Source organism: Streptomyces sp. NC-S4, assembly GCF_054353315.1.
On record NZ_CM135937.1, the window covers coordinates 969,216 to 985,397 of the forward strand.

Annotated in this window: 13 protein-coding genes; 6 read left to right on the plus strand and 7 right to left on the minus strand. The window is 73.2% G+C overall.

All coding sequences use genetic code 11. From position 1 onward, the window contains the following. Positions 1–14 precede the first annotated feature (14 nt). The 4 genes from ACXNSR_RS03965 to ACXNSR_RS03980 form a co-directional block, all read right to left on the minus strand. A complete protein-coding gene (locus ACXNSR_RS03965; protein WP_458640746.1) occupies positions 15–2,783 on the minus strand; it encodes a helix-turn-helix transcriptional regulator in 2,769 nt (922 codons plus the stop codon). Between the two features lie 213 nt (positions 2,784–2,996). After that, positions 2,997–4,763, minus strand: a complete 1,767-nt coding sequence (locus ACXNSR_RS03970; protein ID WP_458643555.1) for a S8 family peptidase — start codon at positions 4,761–4,763, stop codon at positions 2,997–2,999. A gap of 459 nt (positions 4,764–5,222) precedes the next feature. Beyond that, positions 5,223–5,972 (minus strand): DUF1838 family protein, encoded by a 750-nt coding sequence (locus ACXNSR_RS03975; protein ID WP_458640747.1) that lies wholly within the window; start codon positions 5,970–5,972, stop codon positions 5,223–5,225. Positions 5,973–6,047: 75 nt separating this feature from the next. Next, on the minus strand, positions 6,048–6,590 hold the full coding sequence (locus ACXNSR_RS03980; protein WP_458640748.1) for a GNAT family N-acetyltransferase: 543 nt from the start codon (positions 6,588–6,590) through the stop codon (positions 6,048–6,050). Between the two features lie 373 nt (positions 6,591–6,963). On the opposite strand from ACXNSR_RS03980, the gene ACXNSR_RS03985 reads away from it, so the two are divergent. Then, entirely contained in the window at positions 6,964–8,130 is a 1,167-nt protein-coding gene (locus ACXNSR_RS03985) for a DNA gyrase subunit B (RefSeq protein WP_458640749.1), read from the plus strand. 53 nt (positions 8,131–8,183) lie between these two features. Here the strand turns inward: ACXNSR_RS03985 and ACXNSR_RS03990 are convergent, their stop codons facing one another. Continuing rightward, a complete protein-coding gene (locus ACXNSR_RS03990) occupies positions 8,184–9,140 on the minus strand; it encodes a phosphotransferase family protein (RefSeq protein ID WP_458643556.1) in 957 nt (318 codons plus the stop codon). 151 nt (positions 9,141–9,291) lie between these two features. Here ACXNSR_RS03990 and ACXNSR_RS03995 point away from each other — a divergent pair, with 151 nt between their 5' ends. From ACXNSR_RS03995 to ACXNSR_RS04005, 3 genes are all read left to right on the plus strand, one after another. Beyond that, positions 9,292–10,290, plus strand: a complete 999-nt coding sequence (locus ACXNSR_RS03995; protein ID WP_458640750.1) for a DUF1996 domain-containing protein — start codon at positions 9,292–9,294, stop codon at positions 10,288–10,290. Between the two features lie 83 nt (positions 10,291–10,373). Beyond that, entirely contained in the window at positions 10,374–10,985 is a 612-nt protein-coding gene (locus ACXNSR_RS04000; RefSeq protein ID WP_030725819.1) for a sigma-70 family RNA polymerase sigma factor, read from the plus strand. After that, positions 10,982–11,713, plus strand: coding sequence for an anti-sigma factor (locus ACXNSR_RS04005; protein ID WP_458640751.1), 732 nt, complete (start codon positions 10,982–10,984; stop codon positions 11,711–11,713). Before ACXNSR_RS04000 ends, ACXNSR_RS04005 begins: the two co-directional genes overlap by 4 nt. 444 nt (positions 11,714–12,157) lie before the next feature. Here ACXNSR_RS04005 and ACXNSR_RS04010 read toward each other — a convergent pair whose 3' ends face one another. Beyond that, complete coding sequence (locus ACXNSR_RS04010; protein WP_458640752.1) at positions 12,158–12,889, minus strand: DUF7873 family protein; 732 nt, start codon at positions 12,887–12,889, stop codon at positions 12,158–12,160. 9 nt (positions 12,890–12,898) lie between these two features. Beyond that, positions 12,899–14,311: a hypothetical protein gene (locus ACXNSR_RS04015; protein ID WP_458640753.1), complete on the minus strand. Its 1,413-nt coding sequence runs from the start codon at positions 14,309–14,311 to the stop codon at positions 12,899–12,901. Positions 14,312–14,461: 150 nt separating this feature from the next. Between ACXNSR_RS04015 and ACXNSR_RS04020 the strand changes: the two genes are divergently transcribed. Beyond that, positions 14,462–15,373, plus strand: a complete 912-nt coding sequence (locus ACXNSR_RS04020; RefSeq protein WP_458640754.1) for an ATP-grasp domain-containing protein — start codon at positions 14,462–14,464, stop codon at positions 15,371–15,373. After that, complete coding sequence (locus ACXNSR_RS04025) at positions 15,370–16,167, plus strand: ATP-grasp domain-containing protein (RefSeq protein WP_458640755.1); 798 nt, start codon at positions 15,370–15,372, stop codon at positions 16,165–16,167. Before ACXNSR_RS04020 ends, ACXNSR_RS04025 begins: the two co-directional genes overlap by 4 nt. The last annotated feature ends 15 nt before the right edge of the window (positions 16,168–16,182 follow it).

Here is a 16,182-nt window from a genome sequence, read left to right on the forward strand (position 1 = left end):
CGGCACCGTGGTGGTCACCGCGCGCGCAGCGCGGTGGCCAGCTGGGCCCGTGAGCGGACGTCGAGCTTCTGGTAGATGCGGGTCAGCCGGGCCTCCACCGTCTTCACGCTGAGGAACAGCTTCGCCGCGGCCTCCTGGTTGCTGGCCCCCTGACTGACCAGCAGCGCGAGCCGGGTCTCGGCCTCGGTCAGGGCCGCTGCCGCCGGCACCCGGGCACCGGCGCCGTCGCCGGGGGCCGGTTCCCTGGCGAGCTCCGTCCAGGGGGCGGCCCCGGCCCGGTCGAAGACCTCGGCCGCGGCCCGCAGCGCCGCGCGGGCCGGTGCGCGCCGGCGTCTGCGGCGTTCCACCCGGGCGAGGGCGAGCAGCGTACGGCCGCGTTCCAGCGGCAGCCGCAGGGCGTCGAAGCGCTGGGCGGTGGCCTCCAGCAGGTGGACGGCCGCGTCGGCGTCGCCCTGTGCGGACAGGCACAGCCCGCGGGCCCGGTCGAGGGCCGCGACCACCCCGGTCCGGCCGAGACCGACGGCGACCGTGCGGACGGAGGACAGCAGCCGGGCCGCCTCCTCGGGTGCGTCGGCGGCGATCAGGGCCTCGGCGAGTTCCCCGTGCCAGCGCAGGATCGAGGGGTCCACCACCTGTTGGGCGGCCTCCAGCTCGGCGACCCTGCGCAGGGTGGCGACGGCCTTGGCCGCCTCTCCCGTGGCGAGTTCGACGAGACCGAGCGCGTGCAGACTGCGGGAGAGGAAGACCTGGTCCTGCTCCTCCTGCGAGGCCTGGATGCCGCGCCGGGCATAGCCCGCGGCCCGGGCGAAGCTGCCGCCCATGGCCTCGGCCATCGCGGCGACGTACCAGGCGGGGCCGGGCGAGAGCCCCGCGTCGATGGTGAGCTCCAGGGCACGGCGGGCGTGGGCGGAGGCGGCCTCGCACCGGCCGCTGCGCAGTTCGACCTCGGTGAGGCTGCGCAGGACCTCGAAGACGTCCTCGGCGGAGCCGGTGCGCTGGACCGCGGGCAGCAGGACCATCAGCTGGCGGCGGGCGTCGTCGAGGCCGTCGTCGAAGAGGGCGTGCCGGACGGCGAGGTACTGGGGCGCGTTGCGCATGCCGAGCGGCACTTCGGGGGCGGGCAGGGCGAGGGCTTCCGCCAGGATCGCCTCGGCTCCCGGATCGCCGAGGATGCGGCCCATGCGGGCCCGTACGGTCAGGGCCATGGCCTCGGCGACCTGGTCGCCGCCGAGTGCGGCGAGCGCCCCGGCGCGGGCCGCGGCGTCGCGGGAGCGGACCGGATCGCCGTCGCTGAGGTTGTGCTTCCAGGCGATCCGCAGCTGGACGGCGGCCTGGAGCGAGGGGTCCCCGGCGGCCTCGTCCATGGCGTACGCGATGGTCTCGTCGAGGGCGCCCAGGGCCTGCCCGGCGGCGTCGATCACGGCGAGCCGGGCCCGTACCCGGTCGGCGGGCGAGGCGTCGCGGGCCAGGACGGCCCCGGTGGCACGGCGGGCGAGGTCGGCGCGGCCGGACCAGCCGGCGTCCTCGGCGGCCGCGACCAGGCGGGCCAGTTCCTCGCCGGCCAGCCAGGACGGCGTACGTTCGGCGGCGAGCAGGCCCAGTTCGGCGGCGAGGGCGCGCTGGCCCCGGCGGCGGCAGGCCGCGGCGGCCTCGGTGATCTCCTCGGCGAGCCACTGGTCGGGGGTGTCCACGGCCAGCGCCCGGTGGCGTACGGCCTGGACGGGATCGTCGACGGCGGCGGCCAGGGCCGCGTGTCCGGCGGCGCGTTCGGGCCACCCGGCGTCGGCGGCCAGCGCGGTGGGCAGGGCTCCGGCGGTGAACTCCACGGAGCCGTCCTCCCCCACCCTGACCAGGGCGGCCCGTTCCGCCTCGGCCAGTTCGGCCTCGGCGTCGGGGCGGCCGGCGCGGCGCAGCAGGGAGATGGTGGGCCGGGTGGCGAGGGCGGCGAGCAGCAGGGTGCGGCGGGCCTGGGCGGGGGCTCCCGCGAGGAGCCTGCGGGCCACCTCGCGGGCCTGCCCGGAGACGGGCAGGGTGTCGGCGTGGTGGGCGCTGCTGTCGCGGGCCTCGGCGGCTTCGGCGAGGGAGTGGCCGAGGGCGAGGGCCAGGCGCGGGTTGCCGCCGCTGGCCTGGTGGATGCGGCCGGCGAGGCGGGCCGGGAGGCCGTGGCGGACGAGGAGTTCGGCGACCTCGTCGGCGCCGAGCGGGGGCACCCGGACGACGGGGACGCCGGGGCCGCAGAGGGGTTCGCCCACCGGGACCCCGCTCTGGACGCATTCGGCGACGAGGACCCGTACGCGGGGCGGGGTGAGGCGCAGGGCGAAGCGGAGGAGGTCGGTGCTCTCGGCGTCGAGCCACTGGGCGTTGTCCAGGACGAGCAGGACGGGGTCGCGTTCGGCGAGCGTGCGCAGCACCTCGACCACGGCGAGGCGCAGGGCGATGTGGTCGCGGCCGGCCCGGGGGGCGTCGGCCTCGCGGCGCAGGAGGGCGATGGCGGTGCGCTGGGGGCCGGAGAGCTGTTCCAGGGCGCCGCCGGGTACGGAGGCGAGGAGGGCGGCGGCGGACGCCTCGGGTATCCATTGGTCGGCGGCCTCGGGGGCGAGGCACAGCACGGTCTCGCGGCGCGCTTCGGCCGCGGCCGCGACGGCGCGCACGACCTCGGTCTTGCCCGCGCCGGCGGGTCCGGTCAGGAGCGCCCGGCCGTGCGCGGTGAGCGCGCGGTCGACCGCCTTGATCAGTTCTCCGTGTCCGACTCTTGTGTCAGCGTGCCCCGTCGCCGCCACCACGCACAGCCACCAGCCTCTCGGTCCCCAGCTCCGGCGCCCTTCCTGTGAGAGGCGACAATACGAGGTCGAGTGGCGGGCGGACACGGATTGTGACGCAGAAATCAGTCACGTGCCGGGAAAACCCGTCGGACCTGCCGATACGAGATGTATCAGCAGGTCCGCGGGTTCGCCTTGGTCCGTACTATCTGGCCGTCAGGCCGAGTTGGCTCCTGATCAGAAGGTCAGGTTCCAGGAGTCGATCTTGCCGGTGTCGCCGCCGGCGTTGTCGTTGACCCGCAGCTTCCAGGTGCCGTTCGCGACCTCGGAGGAGGCGTTCACGGTGTAGACCTGGTTGATGTTGGCCGTGCTGCCGCCGGAGCGGTTGTGCAGGTTGTAGACGCTGCCGTCCGGGGCGATCAGGTCGACCTTGAGGTCACCGATGTAGCTGTGGACGATGTTCACGCCGACCTTGAGGGCCGCCGGGGCGTTGCCGGTCACACCGGTGACGGTGATCGGGCTCTCCACGGTGGCGTTGTCCGCGATGGCGTAGTCCGTGGTGTTCTCGCGGCCCGAGGTGGGCGGGGTCGAGGTCACCGCGGCGACGGTCGCGGCCGCGTCGGCGAGGCCGGCGCCGCAGCCACCGGTGCAGGTACCGGCCAGCGGGCGGGCGTTGGTCTTGATCGCCGACTCGATCTGGGCCGGGGTCAGCGAGGTGTTCGCCGACTTCAGCAGGGCGGCCAGTCCCGCGATGTGCGGGGCGGCCATGCTGGTGCCCTGGTAGGGCTTGTAGATCTCGGCACCCGGGGTGGTGGTGCCGGCGTTCAGGGTGGAGAGGATCGCGTTCTCGGGGGTGGTGACGGTGCCGGGCGTGTCGGTGGCGCGGCGGGTCTCACCGCCCGGGGCGGCGATGTCGATGATCGACCCGTAGTTGGAGTAGTACGAGCGGTCGCCGGCGCGGTTGGTCGACGCCACGTTGATCACGTTGTTGCAGCTGGCGGGCGAGTAGCCGGACGCGTTGGCGTTGCTGTTGCCGGCGGCGACCACGACGGTCGTACCGCGGGCGACGGCCGCGTTGATGGCGTTCTGGTAGCTGGTGCCGCAGGCACCGGGGCCGCCGAGGCTCATGTTGATGACCTTGGCCGGGGTGGCGTTGGCCGGGACGCCCGCGACGGAGCCGCCGGACGCCCAGGTGATCGCGTCGACGATGTCCGAGGTGGCGCCGCCGCACTTGCCGAGCACGCGGACGGGCTGGATCTTCGCGCCGTAGGCGATGCCGGCGACACCCTTGGAGTTGTTGGTGGCCGCGGCGATGGTGCCCGCGACGTGGGTGCCGTGCCACGAGGAGGTGCTGGCCTTGGAGCCGACACCGCACTCGCCGTCGGTGGCGTTCCAGTCGCCCTCGTCGGCCGGGTTGGCGTCACGGCCGTTGCCGTCGCGGGCCTCGGAGGCGGTGGAGATGAAGTCGTAGCCGGAGACGATGTTCGGCGCGACGTCCGAGTGGGCGACGTAGCCGGTGTCGATCACGGCGACGGTGACGCCGGAGCCCGTGGTCTTGTCCCAGGCACCGGGGACGTTCATGCCGGCGGTGGACTCGAAGAGGTCCCACTGCTTGGCGTACTCGGTGTCGTTCGGGGTGACGGCCTGGGCGTAGGCGCGGGTGTCCGGCTCGACGTAGGCGACGTCCGGGTCGGCGCGGAACTGGGCCATCACGTCCGCCGCGTCGGCCGGGGCGGTCGCACCACCCAGGTTGACGAGAGCGGCACCGGTGCCGAGGCGGCGGTCGAACTTCGCCTTCTTGTTGCCGGCCTTCTTGCCCTTGGCGGTGGCGTCGTCGGCCGCCGCGGTGTTCGAGCTGGCCTCGGTGGCCGAGGCCTTGTAGCCGACGATGAGGTTCTCGACGGGCGCGGTGGGGGCGACCGTGGCGGCGGGGGCCGCGGCGGGGGTCTCGGCGGCCAGGGCCACGGAGGCGGTCGCGGAGCCGGCGAGCAGGGTGACGGACATGGCCACCACGGATATGAGCCGACGTCTGGAAGAGTGCACGTGTTCCCCTTCGAGGGCCGTTTCCGGACGTGCCGGAGCGGCCGGTCAGTGCAGTGTGGGAGGTTCCGGCGGCCGCGGGACCGGGAGCGAGTTGGTCGAGCTCGCCCCGGCTCCGCCGCGCGCCACGTCGCCCGAGCCGCAACAGCGGGGCTGGGCAACGGCGGTCCCGGCTCTCCCCCCGACCGGTACGGCCTTCACGCCATGTGGGGTTGGCGTGTGTGCCGTAGGGTCAGGGGAAGATCGCCGGTGGGCAGACAGTAGGCAACACGGGGATGAACTCGATACGGGGAAAACCCTTGTCCGCCCCCTGCGGCTCCCCCCGGGATTCCCTCGGCGAGGGCGCTGACCAGGCATGTTCGACGTCCGCGCACGTGCCGCGCAGGACGTGGTCCGAGACGGGGGCCGGAACCGGAGCCGGCGCTACCGCGGCGGGGAGAGCCTGCGGAAGTACGTCCAGCTGGTCTCGTTCGGCTCGCTCCACTTCTCCGGCGCGTGGGCGAATTCGGGGTGGTGCCCGGCGACGTACGCCCGGGTGCGCTCCGGCACCTGCTCGTACGAGTCCAGCTTGCGGCCGCGGCAGTGGAAGGTGAGGCCGCCCGGGCGCTGCCCCTGTTCCATCCAGGGCAGCCACGGGGACATCCGGGTCCAGGACATCGTGGCGGGGACGCTCACCGCGTCGGTGGTAAGGGTGGCTGCGGGGGCGAAGAACTGGAACAGCTCCAGGGCCCGGTAGGTGTCGTCGGCCGAGTGGGCCGGGTACCGCGCCACCGGCAGGGGCGAGGGGTAGGCCAGCGGGATCTCGAGGCTGAAGCAGACCTGGTCGCCCAGTTCGGTCAGGGGCACCGGGAAGGGCCGCCACTTCTGGTTCGCCGGGTCGTTCCAGACGTGGACCACCGGCTTGTCCTGCCAGGTCTCCAGGATCTCCCGGGTCCCGGGGTCGAGGTAGAACGCGGCCTCCCTGGACAGGAGCTGGTAACCGCCGGACTCCTCGTCCGCCACGAGGCGCGCGACGTTGAGCCCTTCGAAGCCGAAGAGCCGCCGGTAGGGCTCGCCGGGGGCCCAGGAGTGGACGTCCCCCGTCCACCAGTAGGTGACCTCGGCTCCGTCGAGCGAGGCGCGGGTGCGGGCGAAGGCGTGGAGGAGCTCGGTGGGTGTCAGCTCTGATGTCATATGGCCCACTGTGCGCGGTCGCCGCACGACCGGACAAGCACCCCCACGGCCAACCCGGGCCCCGCCCGTGACGTGTCAGGCAGCCGCGCGGCGCACGTGCAGATGGCCGTCGAGCGGGAAGTCGGGTGGCGCGGACGGCAGCGTCCTGTCGTACGTGTAGCCGCACTTGGCCGCGACGCGGCAGGACGCGGGGTTGTCCACCTGGTGGAGCAGTTCGAGCCGCTCCAGTCCGTCGGCCCGGAAGGCCTCCAGGGCCCAGGCGGTGAGGGCTTCCAAGGCTCGTGGAGCCACGCCCCGGCCCCGTGCCTCCGCCGCCGTCCAGTAGCCGACCTCGGCGGAGGCCTTGCCGGGCGCGACCTCCTTGAGCACGACGTTGCCCACCAACCGCGCCTGCGCCGCGCCCCGGGCCGCCTCCAGGACGGCGAATCCGAACCGGACCCCTGCCGCCCAGCCCCGCTCCTGGGCCCGTACCCATCCCAGTCCGTCGTCCTCGCGCTCCAGCCCGGGATCCGGGGAGGCCTCGACCAGTGCGGCGACGTCCTCCACGCGCCAGGGCCGGAGAACGAGAGCGGGAGCGGTCGGTGTGGCGGCGGCCCCGAGCGTGACGGAAATGATCATCGGCCGATCGTAGCCAACGCGGCCGGGCACGCGGGGTTCGCAGGAAGTCGGCGAAGGCAACCACGCCCCCGGCGGACGCCGCTGGGTGACCACCTGTCGGAACAGCGGCGGACCGCGCTGACGGAGGACCTCGCGCCGGGCTGAAGCGCGCACCGGAATCGGGCACCTCGGGGGCGCCGGGAACAGGGCCGTGCACGGCCCCGGCGGGCCCGCGGCCGCTATTTCACCGTAGTGCGCGACCCCGTGGAGGCCCGGCTCCGGGCAGCCGCTCACCCTTTCGTCCAGGGGCTCGACAAACCGCCTCTGACCTGGCCTTTCCCCATGATTCGCCTAGCCTGGTGGCATCACCTGAACACCATCGGAGGGGGACTTCGTGAGTGACGAAGCGATCGAGTACGACGCCAGCCACATCCAGGTGCTGGAGTGGCCCGAAGCAGTGCGCAAGCGGCCCGGGATGTACATCGGCTCGCTCGACGAACGCGGCCTGCACCAGCTGGTCTTCGAGGTCGCCGACCGGGCGGTGAACGGGGTCCTGACGGGCCGCGCGAACTCGGTCGGGGTGACCCTCATGGCCGACGGCGACGTGCGGGTCGCCGACGACGGGCCGGGCATCTCCTTCGGAGTCGCCGAGGACACCGACGGCCCGGGGCTCGAAGCCCTGTTGACCGAGCTGTCGGCATGGGCGAGGCCCGGCCACCGCCGCGGCGTGACCCTGACCCTCTTCGGTCTGGGGCCCGCCGTCACCAATGCCATGTCGAGCCGGCTGACGGCCGAGGTGCGGCGCGAGGGGGTCCGCTGGGTCCAGGAGTACGCGTGCGGCGTCGCCATCGCGCCCCCCACCGCCGCGGGTCCGGCGACGGGAAGCGGGACCACCATCACCTTCCGGCCCGACGCCACGCTCTTCGAGACGACGGAGTGCTCGTTCGCCGTACTGGCGGAGCGCTTCAGGGAGCTGGCCTTCCTCAACCGGGGCCTGGACATCTCGCTGACCGACGAACGCCCTCCCGGCGGCCCTCAAACGGCGCGGTTCCGGTTCCTGGGCGGGGTGCGGGACTTCGTCGCGACCCTCCGGGCGCAGGCGGGTACGCCCGTGCACGCGGACGTCATCGGCTTCGAGCAGGAGGACCCGCGGATGGCGGGGACGATGGAGGTGGCCCTGCAGTGGTGCCGCTCCCGCCAGGAGCGGATCCGGAGCTTCGTCAACAGCACGGCCACCCCCTACGGCGGCACCCACGAGGCGGGCCTGCGCGAGGGGGTGGTGGCCGCGCTCGACGCGTACGCGCGGGCGCGGGGGTTGCTGACGGCGGCGGAGCCCGGCCTCGGCGCCGACCGCATCGGCGAGGGCCTGACGGCGGTCGTGTCGGTCAAGCTGGACCACCCCGAGTTCGTCGGCGCCACCCACGGAGAACTGGACAACGCCCCGGTGCGCGCCTGTGTCGCGGAGGCCGTGCGGGAGCACCTCGGTGACTGGCTGGAGCAGAACCCGGGGCAAGCGGAGTCCGTCGTCACCGAGCTGCTCCGGGCCGACGCCCTCGGCTGAGTGCCCGTCGCGTCCCGGCCGGCATCGGCGAAGGCAGGCCGGGACGTGAGGGTTCAGGCATACCTCTCGAAGAGGGCGTCGATGTAGTCCTCCAGTCGCTGCGTCAGGACACGGGCCGTCAGGTCGGTGCGGCCCAGTTCGCGCCAGGGCACGGCGACCTTCTCGGCGTCCGGAGCGAAGCCCAGGGCGTCCAGGAGGCGCCAGTAGAGGTGGGCGGCGCGGTCCTCGGCCAGGGTTCCTCCCGCGGCGGCGTAGCGGTCCGCGAAGCCCATCCCCGCGGGAACCCCGTGCAGCAGGGCGAGGGCCGTCGAGCAGTGCGCCACGTCCAGGTCGGCGGGTCCCCATGAGGTTTCCACCCAGTCGACGACGCCGCTGATCCGGAGGTCTCCGTCCGTGCCGGTGAACAGGACGTTCCCGGGGTGGAAGTCCCGGTGCAGGAAGCGGCCCCGGTACTCCGGCGGATCCCGGCGGATGACGTCGACCGCCCGCCGCCAGAGCCCGGGCCGCCCGGTGGCCGCGGGCGGCGTCACCCGCTCGGGAGACGCCCAGGCCTGATAGGTACGGGGCCGCTGGTGCGCGGCGATCGGCAGCTGGTGGATGCGCACCAGCTGGCGGGCCAGCAGTTCGGCGCGGCCGTCGGCGTTCCGGTCCTCCAGGCGCACGGTTCCCGGCAGCAGGGACATCAGCAGGGAGGGGTGGTCGCAGTGCTGCGCCGGCGCGTCCACCGCCACCAGCGCGGCCGCGGGCACGTCCGTGTCACCGAGCAGGCGGAGGATCGCCGCTTCACGGGTCAGCAGGCCCTCCGCGTGCCGGACGTAGAAGGGCTTGACGAAGGACCGCAGGACGAGCGAGCGGCGGCCGTCGGGGCCGCTGAGGTCCAGGCGCCGCATCTGCGAGGTCCAGCCGCCCCGCAGGCGTACGACCTGCTCGATGCGTTCCGCCGCGGGCAGCCCCTTCTCCACCCAGGAGCGCGTGGCGCCCCAGTTCTCGTCGTCCGGATCCACGCCCATGCCCTCGGCCCCCTCGCCCGCGTTCACGGAGCCAGACTATCCGTCATATTGAATCACTGGCCCCCGCAGCGGAACGTACGAACGACGGCACCGCGCCCGTCATGCGGATGACCGGTTGACGGCAGGGGCGCCACCGGCAAACGTGGCCGCCATGGGGAACGAACACCGGCTGCTCACTCTCGCCCTCTGCCTGGTCCTGGGCGGCGGGCTGATCGCAGCCGTACTGGGGGCGTCGCGGGCGGCCGGTCCGCGCGCCGGGGCGGCGGACGGGCGACCGGTCGCGTCCGACTACGTGGACATACGCGATGTCCCGCGCCTCCCGGCGGCCGCTCCCGCAGCCGGGGCCGAGGGATCCGCCGGGTCGATGGTGGTGGATTGCGGCCGCAACGAGCAGCGTCACTACAACGAGGACAACCTCGTGGTGTCGCCCGGGCTGGTGGGCGGCGCCCATCACACGCACGCCTACGTGGGGAACCTCTCCACCGGCGCGCTGTCGACGGAGGCCTCGCTGGACGCGGCCGCCACGAGCTGTGCGGGCGGCGACCGGTCCACCTACTACTGGCCCGTCCTGCGCCGCCCCGACCGCCCCGGCACCCGCCCGCACGAGGATTCGGCGGGGCACGGAAACGTCGGCGAGATCGTCCCGGAGACCTCGGTCCGCGTGGAGTTCCGCGGAAACCCCGTGAGCAAGGTGGTGCCGATGCCGCGCTTCCTGCGCGCGATGACCGGTGACGCCGTCGCGTACACGGCGGGCAGCGAGGCCGACGTCCGGGCCCGCTGGGGGTGTTCGGGCTCCCCGGACCGGGCCACCACCCGCTATCCACGCTGCCCCGCGGGCGAGCGCGTCACCCGCACCCTGGTCTTCCCGAGCTGCTGGAACGGCCTCGACACCATCGGCGTCACGCACCGCTCACACCTTCGATTCGCCGCCGCGAACGGCGTCTGCCCGAAGGACACGTTCCCGGTGCCGGAACTGCGCGTCTCCCTCGCCTACGAGATCCCCCCGGGGCTGAACGTGGCCCTCGACTCCTTCCCCGAGCAGCGGCACAGTCCGAAGACCGATCACGCGATGTTCGTGAACGCGATGACCGACCGGCAGATGGCCGGGGTCGTCGGCTGCCTCAACGAGGGCCGCGACTGCCGGACCTGAGTGACGCAGGTCACGTGAACCGAATCCGTCCCGGTGGCGTGTTCCGACCGCACCACATATGCGAGGAAGACGGAGAGGGTGAGATGGCCGGACCACTGTGGCCCCGAACTCGGCGGGGCTCGACCGATGAGGCACTGATCAAGTCGGTGTACGAGGAGCACGGTCACGCCCTGCTCGCGTACGCCACCCGGCTGACCGGAGACCGGGCCGCCGCCGAGGACGTCGTACAGGAGACGCTGATCCGGGCCTGGCGCCACTCCGAGGTGCTGGTCAACGGAAAGGGATCGGTGCGCGGCTGGCTGCTCACGGTGGCCCGCAACATCATCACCGACCGCTACCGGGCCAAGGCCGCCCGGCCGCCCGAGGTGTCCGGGGCGTCGTCCGCTCCCCCGGTGGAGGCCGACCACGCCGATTCCGTGGTGGACAGCATGACGGTCCTGGGGGCCCTCGACCAGCTGTCGCCGGAACACCGGGACGTCCTGAAGGAGTTGTACTACCGACAGCTCAGCGTCGCGGAGGCGGCCGACAGCCTCGGCATCCCGGCCGGTACGGTCAAGTCTCGCTCGCACTACGCCCTCAAGGCGCTGCGCGACGTCTTCAAGAGCGACGGATTCAGGGACATCGGTTCCCGAGAAGGAAAGCGATCGGGCAGGCCGCCCCAGCAGCCCGCCGGACTGCGTGAGGTGGTGGCATGAACCGGCAGAGGCACGAGGAGGAACTGCTCGGCCCCTACGTACTCGGCGTCCTGGACACCGAGGAGATCCGCCGGGTCGAGGAACACACGAGCGGATGCGTGCAGTGCCGGGAGGAGGTGGCCGCGTTGCGCGAGATGGAGGCGGCTCTGGGCGAGGTGCCCGACGAGGCGTTCCTCGACGGACCGCCGCAGGGCGGTGACCTGATGCTCCAGCGCACCCTGCGGCAGATGCGCGGTGAGCGGGCCGGTGAGTCGCGCCGGCGCGCGGGACTCGCGGGCCTGGCGGTGGCCGCCTCGCTGGCCGCCGTGTTCTGGGCCGGCACCCAGCTGGGTACGGGCGATCCGGATGCCGTCGCGCTGCCGGCGCCGCCGTCCCCGACGGCCACGGCGAACCCTTCGCCGCCGCCCGCCGGGACCAAGACGCTCTCGGCGACCGATCAGGTCTCGGGCGCGCGGATGACCCTGCAGATGACGCCCGCCACGAAGTGGGTGCGGGTGCGCGCCGCGGTCACGGGAGTGCCCCCGGGCGAGCGGTGCAGGCTGATCGTGGTCTCCAAGAACGGTACGCGCACCACTGCCGGAAGCTGGGTCGTGGGCGGCCAGGAGAACGGCGAGGGCAAGGGCGCGGCGCTGGAGGGTTCGGCGGCCGTGGACCCGGCGGACGTCAAGGCGGTCCTGGTCGAGAACGAGTCGGGCCGGACGTTCGTGTCCGTACCGGTGCCGGTCTGACCGGAGCACGGGTCGGAGCACGGGCCGGAACGCGGCCCGGGGCTCGGGCCGGAACGTGACGGAGCCCGGGAGCATATCCAGCTCCCGGGCTCCTGTTTGCCACCCAATTGCGCACACCGGCACGTTTAAGAGTCGCGGATCATTCTTAGATCGACGTGTTCTGCCTTTGAACTACCGCGCCACGAGGAGAGGCGCAGGGGGGACTTGAACCCCCATCCATCGATGATCGTCCACGCTCGGTCGATCCGGTGTTCGGCGGCGAATACTGAGACTGGAGCGATAATCTGAGATTGAAGGGCCGCCTCTACCAGCTTGGGCCACCCCGGCTCGAAATGCCGGGGGAGGGATTCGAACCCCCAACTGACACCCTCGTTCAGCTTCAACATCAGTTTCAGCTTGCGCTCTCGCGCACCTCCCGCAGACATACGGGAGGGGTTCTGTGGGCTACCTGAACAGGTAGCCGAAGACCGCGTCCCCGACCCTCTGGTCGGTGACCTCGGCGCTGTTGGCCTCCTCGCGGGCGAACTTGACGGCCTGCTGGAGCTTCTCCACGCGGTCGATCAGTTCGTTGACCCGCCGGGCAGGGAGGGCACCGGAGAACTTCACGGTCGTCCAGTAACCGACCGGAACGTCCTCGTAGTACACCTCGACCTGCGCCGGGTGCTTCTCGGTTGCCTCGGCCTTGACGTGGTTGCGCGGCACCTTCTTGGTACGGATGGTGCGCACCGGGTCCGTCTTCCAGGAGTCCGTGGACGGGTCCAGGTTCCAGGATTCGGAGGCGTCCAGTACTGGCAGCTTCCGCACGAAGGTGTGCATGTCGGTGAGCTGCTTCTCCAGGAAGAGCAGGTAGGGCACGGGCACCTGCGCCAGCAGGACCGTCCCGTCCACGACGACATCGGCGGCCGCGGTGCGGTTGGCCCAGTCCTTGGTGGCCGTCACGTCGAACAGCCGCGTCAGCGTGCCCGCCGTCGCCCGCAGCACGTCCTCGGCCTTGATCTGCACCCGGGTGGATTCGGGCGGCAGCTGCTCGCCCTCCTCGTCCTTGGGCTGGTAGGTCCGGGAGATTCCGGCCAGCAGGGCGGGCTTCTGGACGTCGTGGTGAGCCTGGGTGAGCTCCTGGAGGGACTTGGACTTGACGCCCTTTTCCACTGCGATGATCTGATTCAGCTTCGGCACTTGATCAACCTAGCAGCCGATTGTCCGATCATTCATCCGGATTTCCGGCACCTCCGCCCGGTCCAGCAGCCGGCGCATGTCCTCGGGCGGGAGCGCGGGATTGGCAGCCGCGGCGGGGGCGGTTTCCGGGTCGGCGAGCAGCTCGCGGATCCGGGCCACCGGGAGCCGGGGGTCCCGGCCGGCGGAGCCCCGCGTATCGGGGTCCCGGCTGAGGCGGTCGAGGAGTTCCGGTTCCAGGCCGGGGTCGCGCAGGGCCAGCAGCCGGCGCCGGGGGTCCGGTGAGTCGCCGAAGCGGGCGGCGAGCCCGGCGGCGGGGAAGCCCGGCCGGGTGATGAGCATGGCCACGGCCCGGTGGGTGCCGTTCAGGTAGAGGTCGAGGAGCAGCTCGGGGGGCGGTTCCGGGTGGAACTCGGCGAGCAGCAGCCGCACGGCGAAGTCCTCGTCCGCCGCGAGCAGTTCGACGGCGTCGGCGGGCAGCCCGGGGCACACCGCCGCGCTGCGGCGCAGCCAGGTGTGCGCGGACCGGGCGCACCGCCGCAGGAAATCGGCGTCCTCGCGCCGCTCCCACACCCAGTCGAGCGTGCCCAGCCGGGCCTCGGCGTCCACGGTGTGGTCGATGGCGGCGCGCTCGGCCTCGCCGAGTTCGGGCCGGGCCGAGACCTGGAGCCGCACGCGCGGGTCGGGGTCGACGGCGAGGCGTGCCACCAGGCCGGGCGGGAGGCCGGGGTTGGCGGCGAGCTCCACGAGCCACCGGCCCCGCGCGACGAGGCGTTCGGCGAGTTCGGGCGCGAGCCGCCCCCTCGCCAGGATGTCGGCCGCCTCCCACGAGTCACCCGCCTCCTCGACCAGCCGGGTGGTCGCCTCCTCGTCCTCGTGGCAGACGCGCAGGGCGGCTTCCCGGCGGACACCGGGGTCCTCGTCGCGCAGGAGCCGTTCGCGGGTCTGCCGCGCGAGCAGGTCCCAGGCACGGCAGGACGCCCGGCGGAACACGGGGTCCTCGTGGTCGGCGAGGGGCGCCAGGACGTGGCCGGGTGTCGCGCCCGACAGGATCAGTTCGTAGCGCACGAGGCTGCGCGGGTGGGTCAGCAACCGTTCGTACGCGTGGTCGGGCAGGGGTTCCGCCCGCCGCCGGTACGGGGTGGGGCCCATGGCGAGCGCGAGGACGACGCGCGGGTCGGGATCGTCGAGCAGCCGGGCGCGCAGGCCGGGGTCGGCGTCGGCGTTCTCCGCCAAGGCCGTCCGCACCCGGCGGTCCGGGTGCACGAGGATCGCGTCGACCACCTCCGGCGGGAGGTCGATCCGGCGCGGAACCACCCATCGCAGCCACTCGTCTTCGAGGCCGAGCAGCCGGATCAGCACGTCCGCCGGTGCGGCCGTGTTCCCCACGAGCCCGTGCAGCACCTCTGTCCACCGGTCGTCCATGCCCCGACCCCTCCCCCGTCGATCCGGAGCGGGCAGCGTAACAAGGAAGCCCACAGCCGGACCGATCATCACATTGCGGTCCATGACATCCTGTGACGTCACGACTCGCCGGACGTATCGGCGGACGTCCGGGGAATATGGGGAAGGTCCATGAGGCTCTGCTTCCTGGTGGAGGAGCACTACCGCCACGACGGCATGCCGAACGAGGTGATCCGGCAGCTGACCGCGTGGGGGCACCGCGTGGACGTCGTGCGGCCGGGCGGCTCGCTCCTGCGCATGACCGAGGTGGTGGACGCGGGCGCGCACGACGCGTGGGTCCTCAAGACGGTTTCGGGCGGCCCGGGTCTGACGCTGCTCGAAGCGGCCGCCGCGGCCGGGACGACCACCGTCAACGACGCCCGGTCGATCCGGGGCGTACGGGACAAGGCACTGGCCGCCGCCCTCGGGCGGGGCCGGGGGCTCCCGCTGCCGCCGACGTACGCCGTGGCCCGCCCCGAGCTGCTCAGGGAGGTCCCGGCCGCGGAGTACCCGCTCGTCGTCAAGCCCGCCGACGGCAGTTCGGGGCGGGCCGTGCACCTGGTGTCCTCGCCGGAGCGACTGGAGTCGCTGCTGCCCGTACTCGCGGGCGAGGGCCTGCTCATCGCCCAGCCGTACGTCCCCAACTCGGGCACGGACATCAAGGTGTACGCGGTCGGCGGGGAGCTGTTCGCGACCGAGCGGTGCTCGCCGCTGCACCCGGACCCCTCGGTACGGGAGCGCCGCGTGCCGCTGTCGGCCGAGGTGGCGGCGATCGCCGCCCAGGTGGGTGCCGTCTACGGGCTGGACCTGTACGGCGTGGACGTGCTGCTGGGCCCGGACGGGCCGGTGGTCGTGGACGTGAACGACTTCCCGAGCTTCCGTCAGGTGCCGGACGCCGCCGCGCGGGTGGCCCGGGCGGTCCTGGACCTGGCGCGGGCGGGCGGCTCCGCGCAACCGCCGACGCCGGCACCGGTGGCGCTGCCGTACCCGCGACCGCTGTCGATTCCGGCGCAGGTCTCGGCCGTGGGGGGCGACGGCGCGTGAAGATCGGTCTGATCACCCCGGAGCCCGGGCATCCGCTGCTCGCGGACACCACGGCCCTGCTGGCCCCGGACCACGAGGTCGAGACCCTCGACCCGGAAACCGTCGGGGCCGTACCGCTGCCGCTCGCCGAGGTGTACCTGCTGAAGTCGCGGACACCGAACGCACTGGGTCTCGCGCGCTACCTGACACGGCGCGGGGCCGTCGTGGTGAACTCCGCCTCGGCCACCGCCCTGTGCCAGGACCGGACGAAGATGGCCGAGCTCGCCCTGCGGGCCGGACTGCCCTTCGCCGCGACCCGTACGCACGACTCCTTCGGGGCGTGGGCGGCCGGGGCCCGGCTCGACGCCCCCGTGGTGGTCAAGAGCCGGTACAGCCGCCGGGGCGACCTCGTCGCCCGCGTCGACGACGTGGCACGCCTGCGGGAGTTGGCGCGGGACCGGCCGCACGAGCCGGTCGTGGTGCAGGAGTACGCGCCCAACAGCGGCTGGGACCACAAGCTGTGGGCCATAGGGGACCAGGTCTTCTCGGCCCTGCGCCGGTCCGAGCTGTCCCCCGGGGGCCGCGGCCCCACCCGTCCCCTGCCCCTGGCGGAACTTCCGTCCGGCTGGGCCGATCTGGTGCGCGAGGCTGGCGCGGTGTTCGCACTGGACGTCTACGGCGTGGACATCATCGACACCGGCGGCGGAACACCACTGATCGTGGACGTCAACGCCTTCCCCGGGGTCCGGGGCCAGGCCGGCGCCCCGGAGGCCCTCGCGGCACTGACCCTGCGCCGGGCCGCGGGGCGTGTTTGAGGGGCCTGGACGGCC